This is a genomic window from Actinomadura syzygii, assembly GCF_008085905.1.
Lineage (GTDB): Bacteria > Actinomycetota > Actinomycetes > Streptosporangiales > Streptosporangiaceae > Spirillospora > Spirillospora syzygii.
Genome location: NZ_VSFF01000018.1, coordinates 60,617 through 78,009 on the forward strand (window position 1 = coordinate 60,617; position 17,393 = coordinate 78,009).

Genomic DNA, 17,393 nt, shown 5'->3' on the forward strand with positions numbered 1-17,393 from the left:
AACAGCACGCACCGTGTCCAACGATCGGAAGATCCCCCACCGCCGGCTCGGCTCCGCCGGGCCCGAGGCGTCCGTCCTGTCGCTCGGCTCCTGGCACACCTACGACCGGATGGACTTCGGCGACGCCGTGAAGATGATCCGGCACGCCGTCGACTCCGGGCTCAACATGTTCGACGTCGCCGTCTACGGGATCCCCGGCATCCACCCGCCGGTGTTCACCGACGTGCTGTTCTCCGCGATCGTCCGGGCCGCCGGGATCGCGCGGGACGACTACCTCCTGTCCACCAAGCTCTGGCTGGAGGGGTACCCCGAGCACTCGCTGCGCGACCAGCTCGCGAACGCCCTGTTCCGGGTCGGCGCCGACCACGCGGACGTGGCCGTCCTCGGCGACATCCGCAGCGACGACCTCGACCTGAAGGCGCTCGCCGAGGATCTCGCCGCGCTGGAGAAGGAGGGCCTGCTCGGCTGCTGGGGCGTGAACAACTGGTCGGCCACCGCCGTCCGGACGATCCGCGAGCACGCCCTCGCCGCCGGGTCGCCGGGCCCGCAGCTCGCCCAGCTGAAGTACAGCCCGTGCCGCCGCGCCATCCCGGACGGCGAGCCGTTCGCGGCCGTCTTCGCCGAGGGCGTGTCGCTGCAGGCGTCGGACGTCCTCGAAGGCGGCATCCTCGCCGGCAAGTCGGGGGAGTCCCGGCAGGTCGGCCGCGACCCCGGCGACATCCGGCCGAGGATCCACGAGGCCGCGCGCGGGATCGCCGACCTCGCGGCCAGCCTCGACGCGACGGCCGCGCAGCTCTGCATCGCGTTCACGCTGACGCACCCGTCCACGAGCACGGTGCTGTTCGGCTCGACGAGCATGCAGCAGCTGACGGACAACATCGCGGCGCTGGACGTCCTGGAGCGCGTCGGCGCGTCCGAGCTCAGGACGCTGATGGACCCGTTCTGGGTCGACCGCGACATCGTCGACCCGGAAGGCCCGTGACGGCCGTCCGCTGATCGAAGGGGAGGCGCCGCGGTCAGGTCCCCGTCAGGGCCGCGAGCGCCTCCTCCTGCGTCGGGTGCGAGATGAGATGGCGGTCCAGGCCGCTGCGCTCGATGATCGTCCGCAGCCGCTGCCGCGGCCGGGCGAGGACCAGCTCCCCGCCCGCCCTGCGCGCCGCCTTCCACAGGACGATCAGGGCGTTCAGCCCCGAGGAGTCGCAGAACCCGACCTCGCCGATGTCGAGGACGACGCGCGGGGGGCCGTCCAGCTCCCGCATGTCCCCGAGGACGTGCTCGCGGAGCCGGTCGGCCGTGAGAATCGTCAGCTCGCCCTCCGCCTCGACGAGCAGGCAGGGGCCGCGGGTCATGGTGCGGACCCGCAGCTGGTCGACGGGCCGCGGCCCGTCCGCGCCGAGAGACATGCCGGTCACCTTCCGTGGTCGCGGCCCTCTCGGTACCCGCGTACGGCCAGGTCATGCGGCCGCCTCCCGGCGGAACGGGGCGGGTCAGGCGATGTCGCGGCGGCGCAGGGCCAGCAGCCCGGCCGCCGTCACGGCCACCGCGACCGCCGTCAGGGCGATCAGCGGCGTCGCGGAGAAGTCGCCGCCGGGCAGTTTCGGCGTGTGGGTGAACGGCGAGACGTCCAGGACGGCCTGCGGCAGGTCCAGCAGCGGCCCCACCTGCCCGAGGAACAGGCAGGCCGCAAGCACGCCCCACCCGGCGGACGTCGCCCGGGGCAGCGCGGCGAACAGCAGGAACGCGACCGCGGCGATCACCCACACGGACGGCAGCTGGGCCAGCGCGGCGCCGAGCTGGCGGACGAGCCGCCCGTCCACGTCGCCGGTCCGCGCGCCGTGGACCAGCCCGGCGCTGAACCCTGTCAGCAGGAGCAGGACGGCCGTCCCCGCCGCGGTGACCGCGAGGTTCGCGACCGCCCACCGTGCCCGGCCGACGGCGGTGGCGAGGAGCGGTTCGAGCCGTCCGGCGCTCTCCTCCGCCCGCATCCGCATGACGGTCTGCACCGCGTACGCGGCGGTGAAGAGGGCCATGAGGCTCATCGCGGTGGCGAGGAACGCGTCCGCGAGGTCCCCGCCGCCGCCGAGCTTGCGGATGTCGTCCAGCACGGCCTCGCTGCCGTTGACCAGGTCGCCGACGCCGTCCGCGACGCCGCCGATGGCGAACCCGTAGATCCCGAACGCGGCGGCCCAGCCGGCCAGCGCGCCGCGCTGCAGCCGCCACGCCAGCGCGAGCGGGCTCCGCAGCGACGGCGCGGCCGAGGCCGGGCCGAGCGACGGCGCGAGGACGCCCGCGCCGAGGTCGCGCCGCTCGGTCAGCGCGTAGGCGACGGCGACGAGCGCGGCGGTCGCGGCGAGCGGCAGCAGCAGGACGGCCCACTGCTCGTCGGCGCAGGGACGCACCCGCTGCGCCCAGCCGATCGGCGACAGCCACGAGACCCAGTGCGCCGACCCGGCGTCCGCGATGCCCCTGACCAGGTAAGCCGTGCCGAGCGCGCCGAACGCCAGCCCGTTCGCCAGCCGGGACGTCTCGGCGAGCTGCGCGGTGACGGCCGCGACCCCGGCGAACACGGCGCCCGCCCCGAACCACGACAGGCCGAGCGCGACCGACCCCGCCACGGGCATCCCGAACAGGATCATGACTGCGGCGACGACCGCCGCGAGGACGCCGGCGGCCGTCCCGGCGGTGAGCAGCGCGGCGGTCAGCGGGGCACGGCGCCCGACGGCGGCGGCGCCGACCAGTTCGAGCCGCCCGGTCTCCTCCTCGGCCCGGGTGTGCCGGACGACGAGCAGCACGCACATCACGGCCGTGAACGCGGCGCCGACCGCGCCGACCCGCCAGGCGCTCAGCCCGCCGACCGTCCCGGAGTCCAGCACGGGCCCGTACATCGCCCGCGTCGACGGGTTCCCGTTGATCCCGCGCGCGAAGTTCGCGAGCGCCTCCGGCGTGTCGTACTCGTTCTTGAAGCTGTAGACGGTGCCGGCCACGAGCGCGGTCAGCCCGTACATCCAGCACGGCGCCATGACGCGGTCTCGGCGCAGCCACAGCTTGAGCAGCCGCCCGGTACCGGTGAGCCCGCCCTCCCGCCGAGCGGCCCGCGCGGTCGGCCGCAAAGCCGCCGTCGTCATGACGCCCTGCCTTTCTGGGGGGCGACCCCTAGGCCCCCGCGGTGGCGGCGCCATGATCCTCGCTCCGCCGCGGTCATGACGCCTCCTGAACGAGGTCGTCCTCGTAGTGCCGGAGGAACAGTTCTTCGAGGGTGGGCGGGCGGCTGGTCAGGCTTCGCACGCCCGCCGTCGTGAGCTGCTTCAGAGCGGCGTCCAGCTCGGACGTCTCGACCTCGAAGCGGATCGTGTTGCCCTCGATCCGGACGTCGTGCGCGCCGGGGAGCGGCAGGCCGTCCGGCGGGGCGGCCAGCTCCGCCTTGATGGACGTGCGGGTCAGGTGCCGCAGCCCGTCCAGGGTGCCGGTCTCGACCGTCCGGCCCTTGCGGATGATGGTGACGCGGTCGCAGAGCGCCTCGACCTCGGACAGGATGTGGCTGGACAGCAGGACCGTCCGACCGCGCCGCCGCTCCTCGCGGACGCACTCCTGGAAGACCTCCTCCATGAGCGGGTCGAGCCCGGACGTCGGCTCGTCCAGGACGAGCAGCTCCGCGTCCGACGCGAACGCCGCGACCAGCGCGACCTTCTGCCGGTTGCCCTTTGAGTAGGCGCGGCCCTTCTTCCTCGGGTCGAGTTCGAAGCGGTCGAGCAGCTCGGCGCGGCGGGCCTGGTCGAGGCCGCCGCGCAGCCGCCCGAGCAGGTCGATCACCTCCCCGCCGGACAGGTTCGGCCACAGCGTGACGTCGCCGGGCACGTAGGCGAGCCTGCGGTGCAGCGCGGTCGCGTCCCGCCACGGGTCGCCGCCGAGCAGCCGGGCGCTTCCGGAGCCGGCGCGCATCAGGCCGAGCAGGATCCTGATCGTGGTCGACTTCCCGGCGCCGTTCGGGCCGAGGAAGCCGTGCACCTCCCCGGGGGCGACCCGCAGGTCGAGCCCGTCGAGGGCGCGCGTGCGCCCGAACGTCTTGACCAGGCCCTCCGCTTGGACCGGGTCATCCTGGACCGGGTCGGTCATCGTCGTCTCCCTCGGTGTCTCTCGGCTCGGTGTCTCTCGGCTTGCTGTCGTTCGCCTCGAAGTCGTCCATCACGGCGCGGACGCGCTCGACGAGCTCCCGGCTGAGCAGCCGGTCGTCGAAGACCTCGAAGACGGCGCGCCGCAGCCGCAGCGAGCCCTCCGGGGTGAACGTGTCGGCGCCGAGCACCCGCGACAGGTGCTCGTGCAGCACCTCGATGCCGATGGTCATCGCGACCGTCGCCGCCGCGTAGGCCAGCGGGTCGCGGGTGGTGGGCCGGTTGATCCCGGCCGGGGGGTCGTCGAAGTAGTGCTCCGTCGTCTCGACCAGGTCGTCGAACAGCCGGGCCGCGGCCTGCGAGCCGTCCACCAGCGCGCGCGCGAGGTAGCGGCGGACCGGCAGGTCGGCGCGCATCGTCGCGGCGAGGAAGCCGGGATCGGAGATGCCCCCGGCGGCCGACGCGGCGCTGAGCTGCCGGACCGTGTCGAGCGCGTAGGCGTCGCACGCCGCGCGCAGCTCCTCCTTGGAGCCGAAGTGGTGCTGGACGAGCCCGACCGACACCCCGGCCGCCTCCGCGATGCCGCGGAACGTCGCGCCCTTAACGCCGTGCTCGGCGAGCTGGAGCAGCGCCGCCTCGCGGATGCGGGCGCGGGCGGTCAGGTCCTCCGGTGGCGGTCGCTCGTCCCGGTCGGCCGTCGGCATGTCCCGCCCCCCAATACAAGCGTTCAACTTCCAATATTCATGTATACCATACGCACATATTGTCAGTGGGGCGCGAGTGGGTAGGGAGCGTGGATTGAGGAGGTTTGGCGCGGATTGCCCTTCACTGGGCGAGTTAGCTTAGGCTAGCCTTAGCGCGTGCTTCCCCTCGCGAGCCGACGTCCGGAGCCCCCCGCCGGGGCGGACGGCGCGCGCGGCGCCGGGGCCCTGCGGTCCGGGCGGCGGGCGCGGCTCGGCTGGATCGCGCTCCTCACCGTCCTGCTCCTGCTCACCGTGGTCGCGAGCCTCGCGATCGGCGCGGAGCACGTCGCGTTCGGACGGGTCCTGCCCGGCGTGTTCTCCCCGGACCCCGGGTCCCGGGACGAACTGATCGTCCACGAGCTGCGGCTGCCGCGCACGCTGCTCGGCGTCGCCGTCGGGGCGGCGCTCGGCCTCGCGGGCGCGGTCATGCAGGCGCTCACCCGCAACCCGCTCGCCGAGCCCGGCCTGCTCGGCGTGAACGGCGGCGCGGCGCTCGCCGTGGTCGTCGTCATCGGGACGGTCCGCGCCGACGACGCGCTCGTCTACGTCTGGGCCGCGTTCGTCGGCGCGGCGGGCGCGGCCGCGCTCGTCTACGCGATCGGCGCGCGCGGGCGCGGCGGCGCGTCGCCGGCCCGGCTGGTGCTCGCCGGGGCCGCGGTCAACGCCGTGTTCAGCGCGCTGACCGCCGGGCTGATGCTGCTCAGCCCGCGCAGCTTCAACGGCTTCCGGTTCTGGCAGGTCGGCAGCCTCGGCGGCCGCGAGATGTCGATCCTGCCGCGCGTCCTGCCGTTCGTCCTCGCCGGGACGGTCCTCGCGCTGCTGCTCGCCCGCCCGCTGAACGCCCTCGCGATGGGCGACGAGGCGGGCCGCGCGCTCGGCTCGCGCCCCGGCCGGACGCGGGCGCTCGGCGCGGTCGCGGTCGTCGTGCTGTGCGGGTCCGCGACGGCGGCGGCCGGGCCGATCGCGTTCCTCGGGCTGGCGGTGCCGTTCATCGTCCGGACGCTCGCCGGGCCCGACCAGCGCCTCGTCCTGCCGTACTCGCTGCTGCTCGCGCCCGTCCTGCTGCTCGGCGCGGACATCGTCGGCCGCGTCGTCACCCCCGGCGAGCTGGAGACCGGGATCGTCACCGCGTTCCTCGGGGCGCCGCTGTTCGCCGTGATGGTGCGGCGGGGAAGGACCCGCGATCTATGAGCGTGACGACGGCATGAGGGTCATGCGCGCGGGCGCGGTGTCGCTGCGCTGGGAGCCGCGGACGGCGGCGGTCTGCGGGACGCTGGCGCTGGTCGCGGCGGGCGCGGCCGTCCTAGTCGTCGGCTCCGGGGAGTTCCCGATCTCGCCGCCGGACGTCGTCCGCGCCGTCGTCGGGCAGGGCGACCGGGCCACCGAGTTCATCGTCACGACGCTGCGGCTGCCGCGCGCCCTGACCGGCCTGCTCGCCGGACTCGCGCTCGGGCTGAGCGGCGCGATCTTCCAGAGCGTCTCCCGGAACCCGCTCGGCAGCCCGGACCTGATCGGCTTCACCACCGGCTCGGCGACCGGGGCGCTGCTGCAGATCCTCGTGTTCGGCGGCGGCGCGGTCGCGATCACGGTCAGCTCGGTCGCGGGCGCGGTGCTCACCGCCCTCGCCGTCTACGCCGTCGCCTACCGGCGGGGGAGCGGCGTGCAGGGCGTCCGGCTGGTGCTGATCGGCGTCGCGGCGGCGGCCATGCTGGAGGCGCTGAACTCCTACCTGATCACGCGGGCCGAGCTGCGCGAGGCGTACGAGGCGGCGTTCTGGCTGACCGGCAGCCTGAACGGGCGGGACTGGAGCCAGGCCGTCCCGCTCGCGATCGCGCTCGCGGTGCTCGTCCCGGCGGCGCTCGCGCTCGCCCGGCCGCTCGGCATGGGCGAGCTCGGCGACGACGCGGCGCGGGCGCTCGGCGTGCCCGTCCAGCGGACCCGCGCGCTGCTCACCGTCGCCGGGGTCGGGCTCGTCGCGGCGGCGACGGCGGCGGCCGGACCCGTCCCGTTCGTCGCGCTCGCCGCGCCGCAGCTCGCCCGGCGGCTGACCCGGCGTCCCGGCGCGCAGCTCCTGCCCGCCGCGCTGACCGGCGCCGCGCTGCTCGTGCCGGCAGATCTCATTTCGCTGCACCTGCCGGTCGCGATGCCGGTGGGCGTCGTCACCGGCGTCCTCGGCGGCGTCTACCTGGCGTGGCTGCTGTCGACCACTGGACGAAAGGGGACGGCATGACCCAGCTCCACGCCGACGACCTCACGCTCGCCTACGAGCGGCGCGTCGTCGCCGAGGACCTGTCCGTGGAGATCCCGGACGAGTCGTTCACCGTCATCGTCGGCCCGAACGCGTGCGGGAAGTCGACGCTGCTGCGCGCCCTCGCCCGCCTGCTCCGCCCGCGCGACGGGACCGTCTACCTGGACGGCGCCCCCATCTCCGCGCTCCCGCCGAAGCGGCTCGCGCGGCGGCTCGGCCTGCTGCCGCAGTCGCCGCTCACCCCGGAGGGCATCACGGTCGCCGACCTCGTCGCGCGCGGCCGCTACCCGCACCAGGGCCTGCTGCGCCAGTGGTCGCGCGAGGACGAGACCGCCGTCGCGGACGCGCTCGCCGCCGTCGGCGTCGCCGACCTCGCCGACCGGGTCGTGGACGAGCTGTCCGGCGGCCAGCGGCAGCGGGTGTGGCTGGCGCTCGTCCTCGCCCAGGAGACGGGCGTCATGCTGCTGGACGAGCCGACCACCTACCTCGACATCGCGCACCAGATCGAGGTGCTCGACCTGTGCGCGCGGCTCCACGAGGAGGGGCGGACGCTCGTCGCCGTCCTGCACGACCTCAACCACGCCTGCCGGTACGCGACGCACCTGATCGCGATGCGCGGCGGCGAGGTGCTGGCCGCGGGACCGCCCGCGGAGATCGTCACCGCCGACCTGGTGGAGCGGGTCTTCGGGCTGCCGTGCCGGGTCGTCCCGTGCCCGGAGACGGCGACGCCGATGGTCGTCCCGGCCGACCGGCGGCGGGCGCGGGCGTTGACGGCCGACACCCTCTAAATTAGGTTAGCCTTACCTAACTTGAGGGGAGTGCCGGTGTCCACCGTGCTGACCTGGGACGAGCTGCACGACGCCCTGGCCGAGGTGCTGGGCGAGCCCGCGCGGGCCGACGACAACCTCATCGGCCTGGGGATGGACTCGATCCGGCTGATGCAGCTCACCGGACGGCTGCGCCGCCGCGGCGTCGAGGTCCGGTTCGCCGAGCTGGCCGAGCGTCCGACGCTCGCCGAATGGTGGGCGCTGCTGGCGGAGAAGGGCCAGGCCGGGGGCCCCGCCCCGGCGGACGCCGCCGTGTCGCGCGAGGAGATCGAGCCCGCCGACCCGTTCCCGCTCGCGCTCATGCAGCACGCGTACTGGATCGGCCGCGACTCCGGCCAGTCGCTCGGCTCCGTCGCCGCGCACCTGTACGTCGAGCTGGACGGCCGCGCCGTCGATCCCGTCCGGTTCGAGGCGGCCGTGCGCGCCCTGGCGGAGCGGCACCCGATGCTGCGCGCCGCCGTGTCCGACGACGGGACGCAGCGGATCCTGCCGGAGCGTCCCGGGCCCGCGGTGACCGTCCATGACCTGCGCGGCTCCGCAGACACGGACGGCGAGCTGGCCGCGATCCGGGCGGAGATGTCGGAGCAGCGGCTCCCGATCGAGGACGGCCGCGTCTTCGACGCCCGCCTCAGCCTCCTGCCGTCCGGCGAGTCCCGCCTCCACCTGGACGTCGACATGGTCGCCGCCGACGCGATGAGCTACCGCGTCATGCTCGCCGACCTCGCCGCGCTGTACGAGGGCGACACGCTCGCGCCGATCCGCTACGGCTACGCCCGCTACCTCGCTGACGACCCGCGCGCCGAGGCCCGCGCGCGGGATCGCGAGTGGTGGGCCGGACGCCTCGCCGACCTGCCCGGCCCGCCCGAGCTGCCGGTCGTCCCCGAGCCCGGCGACCGGGTCGAGCGCATGCACCACTGGCTCGCGCCCGACGAGCGGCAGCGCCTCGTCGCCCGAGCGCACGCCGAGGGCGTCACCCCCGCCATGGCGCTCGCGGCGGTGTTCGCCGAGGTGATCGGCGCGTGGTCGGCGGCGCCCCGCTTCCTGCTCAACCTGCCGCTGTTCCACCGCGAGCCCGTCCACCCGGACGTGGACAAGGTCGTCGGCGACTTCACCGGCTCCGTCCTGCTGGAGGCCGACCTCACCGCGGAACTCCCGTTCGTGGAGCGGGCGCGGGCCGTCCAGGCGAACCTGCACACGGCGGGCGCGCACAGCGACTACTCGGGCCTGGAGGTGCTGCGCGACCTGTCCCGGCTGCGCGGCGAGCAGGTCCTCGCGCCGATCGTCTACACGAGCGCGCTCAACCTCGGCGAGCTGTTCGGGGACGCCGTCCGGGAGCGCTTCGGCGACCCCGGCTGGATCGTCTCGCAGGGCCCGCAGGTGCTGCTGGACGCGCAGGTCACCGAGGTCTCCGGCGGGCTGCTGCTGAACTGGGACGTGCGCCGTCCCGCGTTCCGGGACGGGGTCGCCGAGGCGATGTTCGCCGCCTACACGGCCGCGATCGCCCGGCTCGGCGCGCCCGGCGCCGACTGGGACGCGCCGCTCGGCGTCGCCGCCCCGCCGGCGCAGCTGCGCGTCCGGCACCGGCTCAACTCGACCCCGGCGCCGCCGCCGCGCACGCTGACCGAGGGCTTCTTCGAGCACGCGCGCCGCCGTCCGGACGCGCCCGCGCTGCACTGGGGCGGCACCGGGACGCTCACCTACGGCGAGCTGGCCGAGCGGGCGCTGCGCGTCGCGTCCGGCCTGGTCGCGGACGGCGTGCGCCCCGGCGACCGGGTCTCGGTCGAGCTGCCGAAGGGGCCGGAGCAGGCCGCCGCCGTGCTCGGCGTCCTCGCCGCCGGGGCCGCCTACGTGCCGATCGGGCCGGAGCAGCCGGACGCCCGCCGCGCCCGGATCCGCGCGGCCGCCCGCGTCGCCGCGTCGCTCACCCTGGACGCCGCCGCGCACGTCGAGCCGCTGCGCGAACCGGTGGCGGCGCGTCCGGACCAGGCGGCGTACGTGCTGTTCACGTCCGGTTCGACGGGCGAGCCGAAGGGCGTCGAGGTGCCGCACGGCGCGGCGATGAACACGATCGGCGACCTGGTCGAGCGGTTCGCGATCGGCCCGGACGACGTCACGTTCGGCGTCTCCGCGCTCGACTTCGACCTGTCGGTGTTCGACCTGTTCGCGGCCTGGCACGCGGGCGGCGCGGTCGTCCTGCCCGGCGAGGACGAGCGCCGCGACGCCGCGCGCTGGGCCGAGCTGGTCAGCCGCTGGTCGGTGACGGTGCTGAACTGCGTTCCCTCCGTGCTGGAGATGCTGCTGCGCGCCGGGCGCGCGGACACCCTGCGGCTCGTCCTGCTCGGCGGCGACTGGGTCGGCGTCCACCTGCCCGCGCTGCTGGCCGGGCGCGCCCCGGGCTGCCGGTTCGTCGCCCTCGGCGGGACGACGGAGACCGCGATCCACTCCACCGTGCAGGAGGTCGCGGGCCGCGTCCCGGACGACTGGCACGCCGTTCCGTACGGGGCGCCGCTGCGCGGCGTCGCCTGCCGGGTCGTGGACGACCTGGGCCGCGACCGTCCCGACTGGGCGGCGGGCGAGCTGTGGATCGGCGGCTCCGGCGTCGCCGACGGCTACGCCGGGGACCCGGAGCGCACCGCCGACCGGTTCGTCGTCCACGAGGGCACCCGCTGGTACCGGACGGGCGACCTCGCCCGCTACCGCCCCGACGGCACCCTCGAATTCCTCGGCCGCCGCGACCACCAGGTGAAGGTGCGCGGCTTCCGGATCGAGCTGGGCGAGGTCGAGGCGGCGCTGCGCGAACACCCGGCGGTGGGACGCGCCGTCGCGCTCCTCGCGGACGGACGCCTCGCCGCCGCCGTCGAGGGCCCGGACGGGCTCGACCGGGACGCCGTGCTCGCCCGCGCCCGGGAGCTGCTGCCCCCGCACATGGTGCCCGAGCTGCTCGTCCGCGTGGCCGGGCTGCCGCTCACCGCGAACGGGAAGGTCGACCGCAAGGCGCTCACCGCCCTCGCCGCCGCCGAGGCGGGAGAGGCCCCGGACGTCTACGTCGAGCCGGCGACGCCGCTGGAGAAGGTGCTCGCGCGGATCGTCGCGGAGGTGCTGGGCGTGGAGCGCGTCGGCGCGGACGCCGACTTCTTCGCGCTCGGCGGCGACTCCGTCCTCGCGACGACCGTCGTCGCGCGGCTGCGGGAGGCGCTCGACACGACGGCGCTGCCCGTCCGTGTGCTGTTCGCGGAGCGGACCGTGGCGCGCGTGTGCCGCCGCCTCGCCGAGTTGGAGGACGCGCCCGGACGGCTGGAGGCCGTCGCCGCGATCTGGCTGGAGGTCGAGGCCATGACCGAGGACGAGCTGACCGCCCGCCTGAGCTGACCACTCGACCGAGCTGATCAGCCGGGTTCGGGTTCCGGGCGCAGTGTCGCCGTGCGGAGCCCGGTGAGCGTCAGCGCCAGGGCGAGGGCGAGGGCGGCGCTGACCGTCCCGAACAGGACGATCACCGCGCCCGGCGCGAGGTAGCGGCCGAGCGCGCCCGCGCCGAGCGATCCGACGGCGCCGCCGCCGGTCTCCTGCGCGGCCCACAGGGCGTTGACGCGGCCGAGGTGGGAGTCGGGCGTGTGCGACTGGATCAGCCCGTACCGCAGGATCTCCTCGACCGACTGCGCGAACCCGTAGGCGAACAGGATCGCGACGGCGAGCGCCGCGTGGCGGGCGAGGCCGAGGCAGGCGAGCAGGGCGAAGCCGGTGACGGACGCGGCGAGCAGCGCGAGGCCGGGGGCGCGGAACGTCCCGGCCCAGCCGCTCGTCAGGGACGCGAGCACCGCCCCGCACGCCGGGGCGGCGAACAGGAGCCCGACCGTGGTGGGGCCGCCGTCCAGGGCGCGGGCCGCGAAGGCGGGCATCAGCACCGGGATGCCGCCCGCCACCATGAACAGCAGGCCGAGCAGCATGAGCGAGCCGACGACCCGGTGGGACGCGACGAACCGGAACCCGTCCCCGACGGCCCGCAGCGGGTGCGCGGGCTCCTCGCCGGGTTCCTGTGTGGCGGCGTCCGGTCTGAGGACGGGGAGGCGGGTCAGCAGTCCGATCGTGCCGAGCGTCCCGGCCGCCGCGGCCGCGTAGTTCCAGCCGACGCCGAACGCGGACACGACGCCGCCGAGCGCGGGCGACGCCATCGACCCGAGCCGGACGGTCAGCGCGTTCAGCGCCCCGGCCGCGACCAGCTTGTCCGGCGCGACGAGGGCGGGCGTCGCGGCCAGCAGCGCGGTGACGCTGACGCCGGTCGCGAGGCCGTCCCACGCGGCGAGGACGTAGATCGCCGCGACCGACGGGGACGGCAGGAACGCGTTCAGCGCCAGCAGGACGAAGCCGACCCCGGCGGCCGTCCGGGCGCGCAGCATCAGCCGCCGCCGGTCGCTCCGGTCGGCGAGGACGCCGCCCCACAGGAACCCGGCGAGGAGCGCGAACCCCTCGGCGGCGGACACCGCGCCGACGTGCGCCGTCGACCCGGTCAGCGCGTACACCTGGACGGGGACGGCGACCGCGAGCATGCCGATCCCGAACACCGAGACGGTGCGGGCGACGAACACGTCGCGGAAAGGGCCGCTGTCGCGCAGCGGTGTGACGTCCATCGTGAGCCGCCGAAGCAGCCGTCTGGGCGGTCGGGGCATCGCGGGGTTCTCCTCAGCCGGGGGAGTAGCTAAGGTAAGCCTAGCCTTAGTTGGTCTTGAGGAAGAGGACGCACCGGTGCTGCGCTCGCTGATGAACGGAAAGATCCACCGTGCCACCGTCACGCAGGCGGATTTGCACTACGTGGGCTCCCTGACGATCGACGCCGACCTCATGGAGGCGGCCGACATCGTGGAGGGCGAACAGGTCCACGTCGTCGACATCACGAACGGGGCCCGGCTCGTCACCTACGCCATCACCGGGGCCGCGGGCAGCGGCGTCATCGGGATCAACGGCGCGGCGGCCCGCCAGGTCCAGCCGGGCGATCTCGTCATCATCATCAGCTACGCCTCGTTGGACGAGTCCGAGCGTCCCCGGCACGAGCCCCGCGTCGTCCACGTGGACGGGGCGAACCGGATCGTCGCGCTCGGCTCCGACCCGGCCGCGCCGGTCCCCGGCGCCCCCGGCCAGCTCGCGGGACGGTGACCGGCATGGACGGCGTCACCGCCTGGCCGGCCGACCTCGCCGCCCGCTACGAGGCGGAGGGGTACTGGAGCGACCGCGTCCTCGGCGGCGTCCTGCGCGGCGCGCCCGGCAAGACCGCACTGGTCACGGGCGACGACCGCCTCACCTACGCCGAGCTGTACCTCCGCGCCGCCCGCACGGCCGCCGGGTTCCTCGACCTCGGCGTCCGCAAGGGCGACCGCGTCGTCGTCCAGCTCCCCAACACCGCTGCGTTCGTGGTGACGTTCCTCGCGCTCGTCCGCGTCGGCGCCGCGCCCATCCTCGCGCTGCCCGCGCACCGCGAGAGCGAGATCCGCTACCTGTGCGAGCTGGCGGAGGCCAGCGCCTACGTCTGCGCGGACCGCGACGGCGACTTCGACTACCGCGCCATGGCCCGCACCCTCCCCGTCGAACACGTGGTCGTGGACGGCGACGCGGCGGAGTTCACCCCGCTCGCCAAGGTCGACGCCGAACCGGTGGCCGAGCCGGAGCCGCCCGCGCCGTCCGACGTCGGCGTGTTCCTGCTGTCCGGCGGGACGACGGGCCTGCCGAAGCTCATCCCGCGCACGCACCGCGACTACGTCTACAACCTGGAGGCCAGCGCCGAGGTGTGCGGCTTCACCTCGTCGACCGTCTACCTGGTCGTGCTCCCGGCCGCGCACAACTTCGCGCTCGCCTGCCCCGGCATCCTCGGCGTGTTCGCCACCGGCGGGACCGTCGTCCTCGCCCCGTCCGGGTCGCCCGACGAGGCGTTCCCCCTCATTGAGCGCGAGCGCGCCACGGTCTGCGCGGTCGTCCCGCCGATCGCCCTCCTCTGGCTGGACGCGGTGACCTGGCAGGACGAGGACCTCTCGTCCCTCCAACTCCTCCAGGTCGGCGGCGCCAAGTTCGCCGCCGAGCGCGCCGCCGAGGTCCCGGACGTCCTCGGCTGCCAGGTCCAGCAGGTCTTCGGCATGGCGGAGGGCCTGCTCAACTACACCCGCCTGGACGACCCCCGAGACCTGGTCGAACGGACCCAGGGCCGTCCCCTCTCACCGGCCGACGAGATCCGCGTCGTGGACGCCGACGGCGCGCAGGTCGCGCCCGGCGAGACCGGCGAGCTGCTCACGCGCGGCCCGTACACGCTCCGCGGCTACTACCGCGCGCCCGAGCACAACGCCCGCTCGTTCACCCCGGACGGCTTCTACCGGACGGGCGACCTCGTCCGGCGGCTGCCGTCCGGCCACCTGATCGTCGAAGGCCGCGAGAAGGACCAGATCAACCGGGGCGGCGACAAGATCTCGGCGGAGGAGCTCGAAGGCCATCTGCTCGCGCACCCCGCGATCCACGACGCGGCCGTGGTCGGCGTCCCCGACCCGATGATGGGCGAGCGCACCTGCGCGTTCCTCATCCTCCGGGATGGCGAGAAGGCCCCCGACCTCCGCGACATCAAGGACTTCCTACGGACGCGAGGCGTGGCAGCCTACAAATTCCCCGACCGCCTCGAAACCACCGATACGTTCCCGCGCACCCCCGTGGGCAAGGTAAGCAAGAAGGCCCTGACCGCCCGAATTCATTCATCCTGATGGGGATGCGAGTGTTCGGCGCAGAGGCAGGCGACAGCGTTCTCGATCCATTCCCGGCCGGTCCATTCGGGATGCAGTTCGAGCATGAGGGCCTTGATCTCCGCCGCGGTCGTCTCCTCGCTCACCGCCGAGTCGCGCCTTTTCCAGGTCTCGTCGCGTAGCAGGCGGAGATAGTCGCGGACGTCGCCCAGCAGGTCCGCGCCGCCGATGTCGCCGTGGCCGGGGACGACGGTCTCCGGCGGATCGGCGGCGAGGCGCTCCATCACCGCGAGCCACCGCAGACCGGACACGTCGGTGTCGTGCGGCGGGAACCACGGGAAGATCGCGAACTGCCCGGTCTCGACGAGGTCGCCGGTGAACAGGACGTCCGCGTCCGGCACCCGGACCACCTGGTCGCCCCGGCTGTGCGCCCGTCCGGTCGCCCGCAGTTCCACGATCCGGCCGCCGAGGTCCAGGTCGTGGGAGTCGCCGTAGACGACGTCTGGGCGGGGGAGTTCGACGCCCTCCAAACGGCGGGCGACGGCCTCGCTGAGGCCCTTGAACATCTCGATGTATCCGGGGCCCTTCGCCTTGAGGTCGTCGGCTTGGGCGCGGTTCACCAGATACGTCGCCTCGCCGGAGAACGTCTGGGCGCCGAGGGCGTGCTCCGGATGGAAATGGGTCGTGGTCAAGTAGAGCCTGCGTCAGCGCGCGTATTCGGCGGCGAATTCCAGAACCGTCTCCGCGCTCCGCGAGCCCAGCCCCGCCGCCTACCGCAAGCGGCACCCGGAGGTGCGCGTCCGGGTCCGGGAGGCCGACTTCACCGACCCGTCCGCGGGACTGCAGGCGGGCCTCGTGGACGTCGCCCTCACACGCCTGCCGTTCGACGACGCGGGCCTCGTCGTCCGCGTGCTGCGCACCGACCCGGTCGGCGTGGTGCTCCGCGCCGACGACCCGCTGGCCGGACGCCCCCGCCTGCGCTCCGGCGAGCTCGCCGACCGCCGCTGGTTCCGGCTGCCGGACGGCGTCGACCCGCTCTGGCGGGCGTGCTGGAGCGGGCCCGCCGGAAGCGACGGGCCCGTCGTCCGGACGGTCCACGAATGCCTCCAGGCCGTCCTGTGGAACGGAAGCGTCGGCCTGGCCCCCGCTCGGCCTCGACCTCCCCGACGGCCTCGTCTCGGTCGCCCTGGCGGACATGCCGCCGAGCCGCCTCGTCGTCGCCTGGCCCACCGCCGCCGCGAGCCCCCTCGTCCGCTCGTTCGCGCGGATCGCCGCGGACGTCTACCGCCCCGCCGCCTAGCCCGGCAGGCTCACCGGGCATGCGCCCCGCCTGCCCGCGAGGACGCCGTGCGAGGTCAGGGGAGCGGGACGACGTGCGGCGCGATGCTGGAGAGCTTCTCGCACGTCTCCTCGAACTCCCGGTCGGGTGTGGACGCGCCGACGATCCCCGCCCCGGCGCGCAGCCAGGCGCGGCCGTCCTCGTTGTAGAGGGCGCGCAGGACGAGCGCCGAGTCGAGGGACCCGTCGTGCGAGACGGTGACGACCGCGCCCGAGTAGAGGCCCCGGCGCTCCTCCAGGCGGGTGATGGCCTCGATCGCCTCGGGCTTCGGGATGCCGGACGCGGTGACGCCGGGGAACAGCGCGTCCAGGGCGTCCCAGGACGTGCGGCCGGGCGCGAGGACGCCGCTGACGCTGGAGCCGAGGTGCTGGACGCTGCCCCGCTCCTTCACCGTCATGAACCCGGTGACCTGGACGGATCCCGGCTCGCACACCCGGCTCAGCTCGTCCTGCGAGGTGCGGACCGACACCGCGTGCTCGTAGATCTCCTTCGGGTCGGTCTCCAGGTCCCGCCGGGTGCGGGCGTCGGCGGCGGCGCCCGCGCCGAACGCGCGGGTCCCGGCGAGCGGCTGGGTCATGACGCGGCCGGCGGCGTCGACGCTGACGAGCACCTCGGGGCTGAACCCGGTCGCCTGGAACCCGCCGAGGTCGAGCAGGAACGAGCGCGCCGGGGTGTTCGCGCGGCGGCCCCGGACGAACGTCGACACGACGTCCACGGGGTGGGGGACGTCGACCCGCCGCGACACGATGACCTTCTGGTAGCGGCCCGCACCGATCTCGGCGACGGCGTCGGCGACGAGGCCGCGGTAGGCGTCGCCGCCGGTCCGGATGCCGACCGGCGATGGTGCGCCGACGACCGGCGCGGCGGGCTCGCGGAGCAGCTTGGCGACCTGCTCGACCTCGGCGGCGTCGACGCCGGTGACGCGGGCGCGCCCGGCCTCGACCGTGACCTCGGTGCGCGGGACGACCAGGTGCGCGAGCCGTCCGCGCGGCTCCGGCGAGGCGAACTCGAACGCGATCCAGCCGTAGGCGTTCCAGGCGGGGAGCGGGGCGTCGGCGAACGTGTCGCGGAGCGCGTCGGCGGGGCGTCCGGTCCAGGCGCGGGCGGTGGGCGCGCGGTCCGGCCAGTGGGCGTGGACGCGCTCGGCGTCGAGGACGACCTCGCCGAGCAGGCCGCCCGCGAACGTCCACGAGCCGGGGCGCTCGTAGACGACGTAGTCGTCGAACATCCCCGATCCGGCGAGGCGGGCCGTCAGCGCGAGGGGTTCCGATTCGTGTTCGACGTGCAGGACGGCGGGTTTCGCATCAGTACTCAGACCGAAGGACAAGGCTTCGACTTCCTTTCGCGGGCCGGGGGATCCCGAACTTAGGTAAGGCTAACCTTGTGCGATTTTCGTAGGCAAGGCTAACCTAACTCG

Annotated in this window: 14 protein-coding genes and 1 pseudogene; 8 read left to right on the plus strand and 7 right to left on the minus strand. The window is 74.8% G+C overall.

Features of this window, described 5'->3' with window-relative positions; all coding sequences use genetic code 11:
• Positions 1-13 precede the first annotated feature (13 nt).
• The gene (locus FXF65_RS39805; RefSeq protein WP_246199414.1) at positions 14-982 is read left to right on the plus strand and encodes an aldo/keto reductase; all 969 of its coding nucleotides are present in this window, start codon (positions 14-16) and stop codon (positions 980-982) included.
• A gap of 34 nt (positions 983-1,016) precedes the next feature.
• On the opposite strand, the gene FXF65_RS39810 is transcribed toward FXF65_RS39805, so the two are convergent.
• The 4 genes from FXF65_RS39810 to FXF65_RS39825 form a co-directional block, all read right to left on the minus strand.
• A complete protein-coding gene (locus FXF65_RS39810; RefSeq protein WP_148355659.1) occupies positions 1,017-1,403 on the minus strand; it encodes an STAS domain-containing protein in 387 nt (128 codons plus the stop codon).
• Positions 1,404-1,487: 84 nt separating this feature from the next.
• The gene (locus FXF65_RS39815) at positions 1,488-3,125 is read right to left on the minus strand and encodes an ABC transporter permease (RefSeq protein WP_148355660.1); all 1,638 of its coding nucleotides are present in this window, start codon (positions 3,123-3,125) and stop codon (positions 1,488-1,490) included.
• A gap of 73 nt (positions 3,126-3,198) precedes the next feature.
• The gene (locus FXF65_RS39820) at positions 3,199-4,113 is read right to left on the minus strand and encodes an ABC transporter ATP-binding protein (protein ID WP_148355661.1); all 915 of its coding nucleotides are present in this window, start codon (positions 4,111-4,113) and stop codon (positions 3,199-3,201) included.
• On the minus strand, positions 4,091-4,813 hold the full coding sequence (locus FXF65_RS39825) for a TetR/AcrR family transcriptional regulator (RefSeq protein WP_246199415.1): 723 nt from the start codon (positions 4,811-4,813) through the stop codon (positions 4,091-4,093). Before FXF65_RS39825 ends, FXF65_RS39820 begins: the two co-directional genes overlap by 23 nt.
• A 156-nt stretch (positions 4,814-4,969) precedes the next feature.
• On the opposite strand from FXF65_RS39825, the gene FXF65_RS39830 reads away from it, so the two are divergent.
• The 4 genes from FXF65_RS39830 to FXF65_RS39845 are packed head-to-tail and all read left to right on the plus strand — an operon-like array spanning position 4,970 to position 11,296.
• The gene (locus tag FXF65_RS39830) at positions 4,970-6,043 is read left to right on the plus strand and encodes a FecCD family ABC transporter permease (protein WP_148355662.1); all 1,074 of its coding nucleotides are present in this window, start codon (positions 4,970-4,972) and stop codon (positions 6,041-6,043) included.
• Between the two features lie 13 nt (positions 6,044-6,056).
• On the plus strand, positions 6,057-7,082 hold the full coding sequence (locus FXF65_RS39835; protein ID WP_148355663.1) for a FecCD family ABC transporter permease: 1,026 nt from the start codon (positions 6,057-6,059) through the stop codon (positions 7,080-7,082).
• Positions 7,079-7,888, plus strand: a complete 810-nt coding sequence (locus tag FXF65_RS39840; protein WP_148355664.1) for an ABC transporter ATP-binding protein — start codon at positions 7,079-7,081, stop codon at positions 7,886-7,888. Before FXF65_RS39835 ends, FXF65_RS39840 begins: the two co-directional genes overlap by 4 nt.
• A 36-nt stretch (positions 7,889-7,924) precedes the next feature.
• A complete protein-coding gene (locus FXF65_RS39845) occupies positions 7,925-11,296 on the plus strand; it encodes a non-ribosomal peptide synthetase (RefSeq protein WP_246199416.1) in 3,372 nt (1,123 codons plus the stop codon).
• Positions 11,297-11,313: 17 nt separating this feature from the next.
• On the opposite strand, the gene entS is transcribed toward FXF65_RS39845, so the two are convergent.
• Complete coding sequence (gene entS / locus FXF65_RS39850) at positions 11,314-12,591, minus strand: enterobactin transporter EntS (protein ID WP_148355665.1); 1,278 nt, start codon at positions 12,589-12,591, stop codon at positions 11,314-11,316.
• A 76-nt stretch (positions 12,592-12,667) separates the two neighbouring features.
• Between entS and panD the strand changes: the two genes are divergently transcribed.
• Positions 12,668-13,075, plus strand: a complete 408-nt coding sequence (gene panD / locus FXF65_RS39855) for an aspartate 1-decarboxylase (RefSeq protein ID WP_148355666.1) — start codon at positions 12,668-12,670, stop codon at positions 13,073-13,075.
• A 5-nt stretch (positions 13,076-13,080) separates the two neighbouring features.
• A complete protein-coding gene (locus tag FXF65_RS39860) occupies positions 13,081-14,658 on the plus strand; it encodes a (2,3-dihydroxybenzoyl)adenylate synthase (protein ID WP_148355667.1) in 1,578 nt (525 codons plus the stop codon).
• On the opposite strand, the gene FXF65_RS39865 is transcribed toward FXF65_RS39860, so the two are convergent.
• On the minus strand, positions 14,646-15,329 hold the full coding sequence (locus FXF65_RS39865) for an MBL fold metallo-hydrolase (RefSeq protein WP_148355668.1): 684 nt from the start codon (positions 15,327-15,329) through the stop codon (positions 14,646-14,648). The genes FXF65_RS39860 and FXF65_RS39865 overlap by 13 nt on opposite strands.
• 7 nt (positions 15,330-15,336) lie before the next feature.
• On the opposite strand from FXF65_RS39865, the pseudogene FXF65_RS45660 reads away from it, so the two are divergent.
• Positions 15,337-15,891, plus strand: a pseudogene (locus FXF65_RS45660) (LysR family transcriptional regulator substrate-binding protein); the annotation flags it as partial.
• A 101-nt stretch (positions 15,892-15,992) separates the two neighbouring features.
• Here the strand turns inward: FXF65_RS45660 and FXF65_RS39875 are convergent.
• A complete protein-coding gene (locus FXF65_RS39875) occupies positions 15,993-17,303 on the minus strand; it encodes a salicylate synthase (RefSeq protein WP_148355670.1) in 1,311 nt (436 codons plus the stop codon).
• Positions 17,304-17,393: the final 90 nt, after the last annotated feature.

Coding starts and splice junctions, on each gene's coding strand:
- FXF65_RS39815 (WP_148355660.1), bottom strand. CDS start 3,125: ATGACGACGGCGGCTTTGCGGCCGACCGCGCGGGCCGCTCGGCGGGAG.
- FXF65_RS39825 (WP_246199415.1), bottom strand. CDS start 4,813: ATGCCGACGGCCGACCGGGACGAGCGACCGCCACCGGAGGACCTGACC.
- entS (WP_148355665.1), bottom strand. CDS start 12,591: ATGCCCCGACCGCCCAGACGGCTGCTTCGGCGGCTCACGATGGACGTC.
- FXF65_RS39860 (WP_148355667.1), top strand. CDS start 13,081: ATGGACGGCGTCACCGCCTGGCCGGCCGACCTCGCCGCCCGCTACGAG.
- FXF65_RS39810 (WP_148355659.1), bottom strand. CDS start 1,403: ATGTCTCTCGGCGCGGACGGGCCGCGGCCCGTCGACCAGCTGCGGGTC.
- FXF65_RS39840 (WP_148355664.1), top strand. CDS start 7,079: ATGACCCAGCTCCACGCCGACGACCTCACGCTCGCCTACGAGCGGCGC.
- FXF65_RS39820 (WP_148355661.1), bottom strand. CDS start 4,113: ATGACCGACCCGGTCCAGGATGACCCGGTCCAAGCGGAGGGCCTGGTC.
- FXF65_RS39835 (WP_148355663.1), top strand. CDS start 6,057: ATGAGGGTCATGCGCGCGGGCGCGGTGTCGCTGCGCTGGGAGCCGCGG.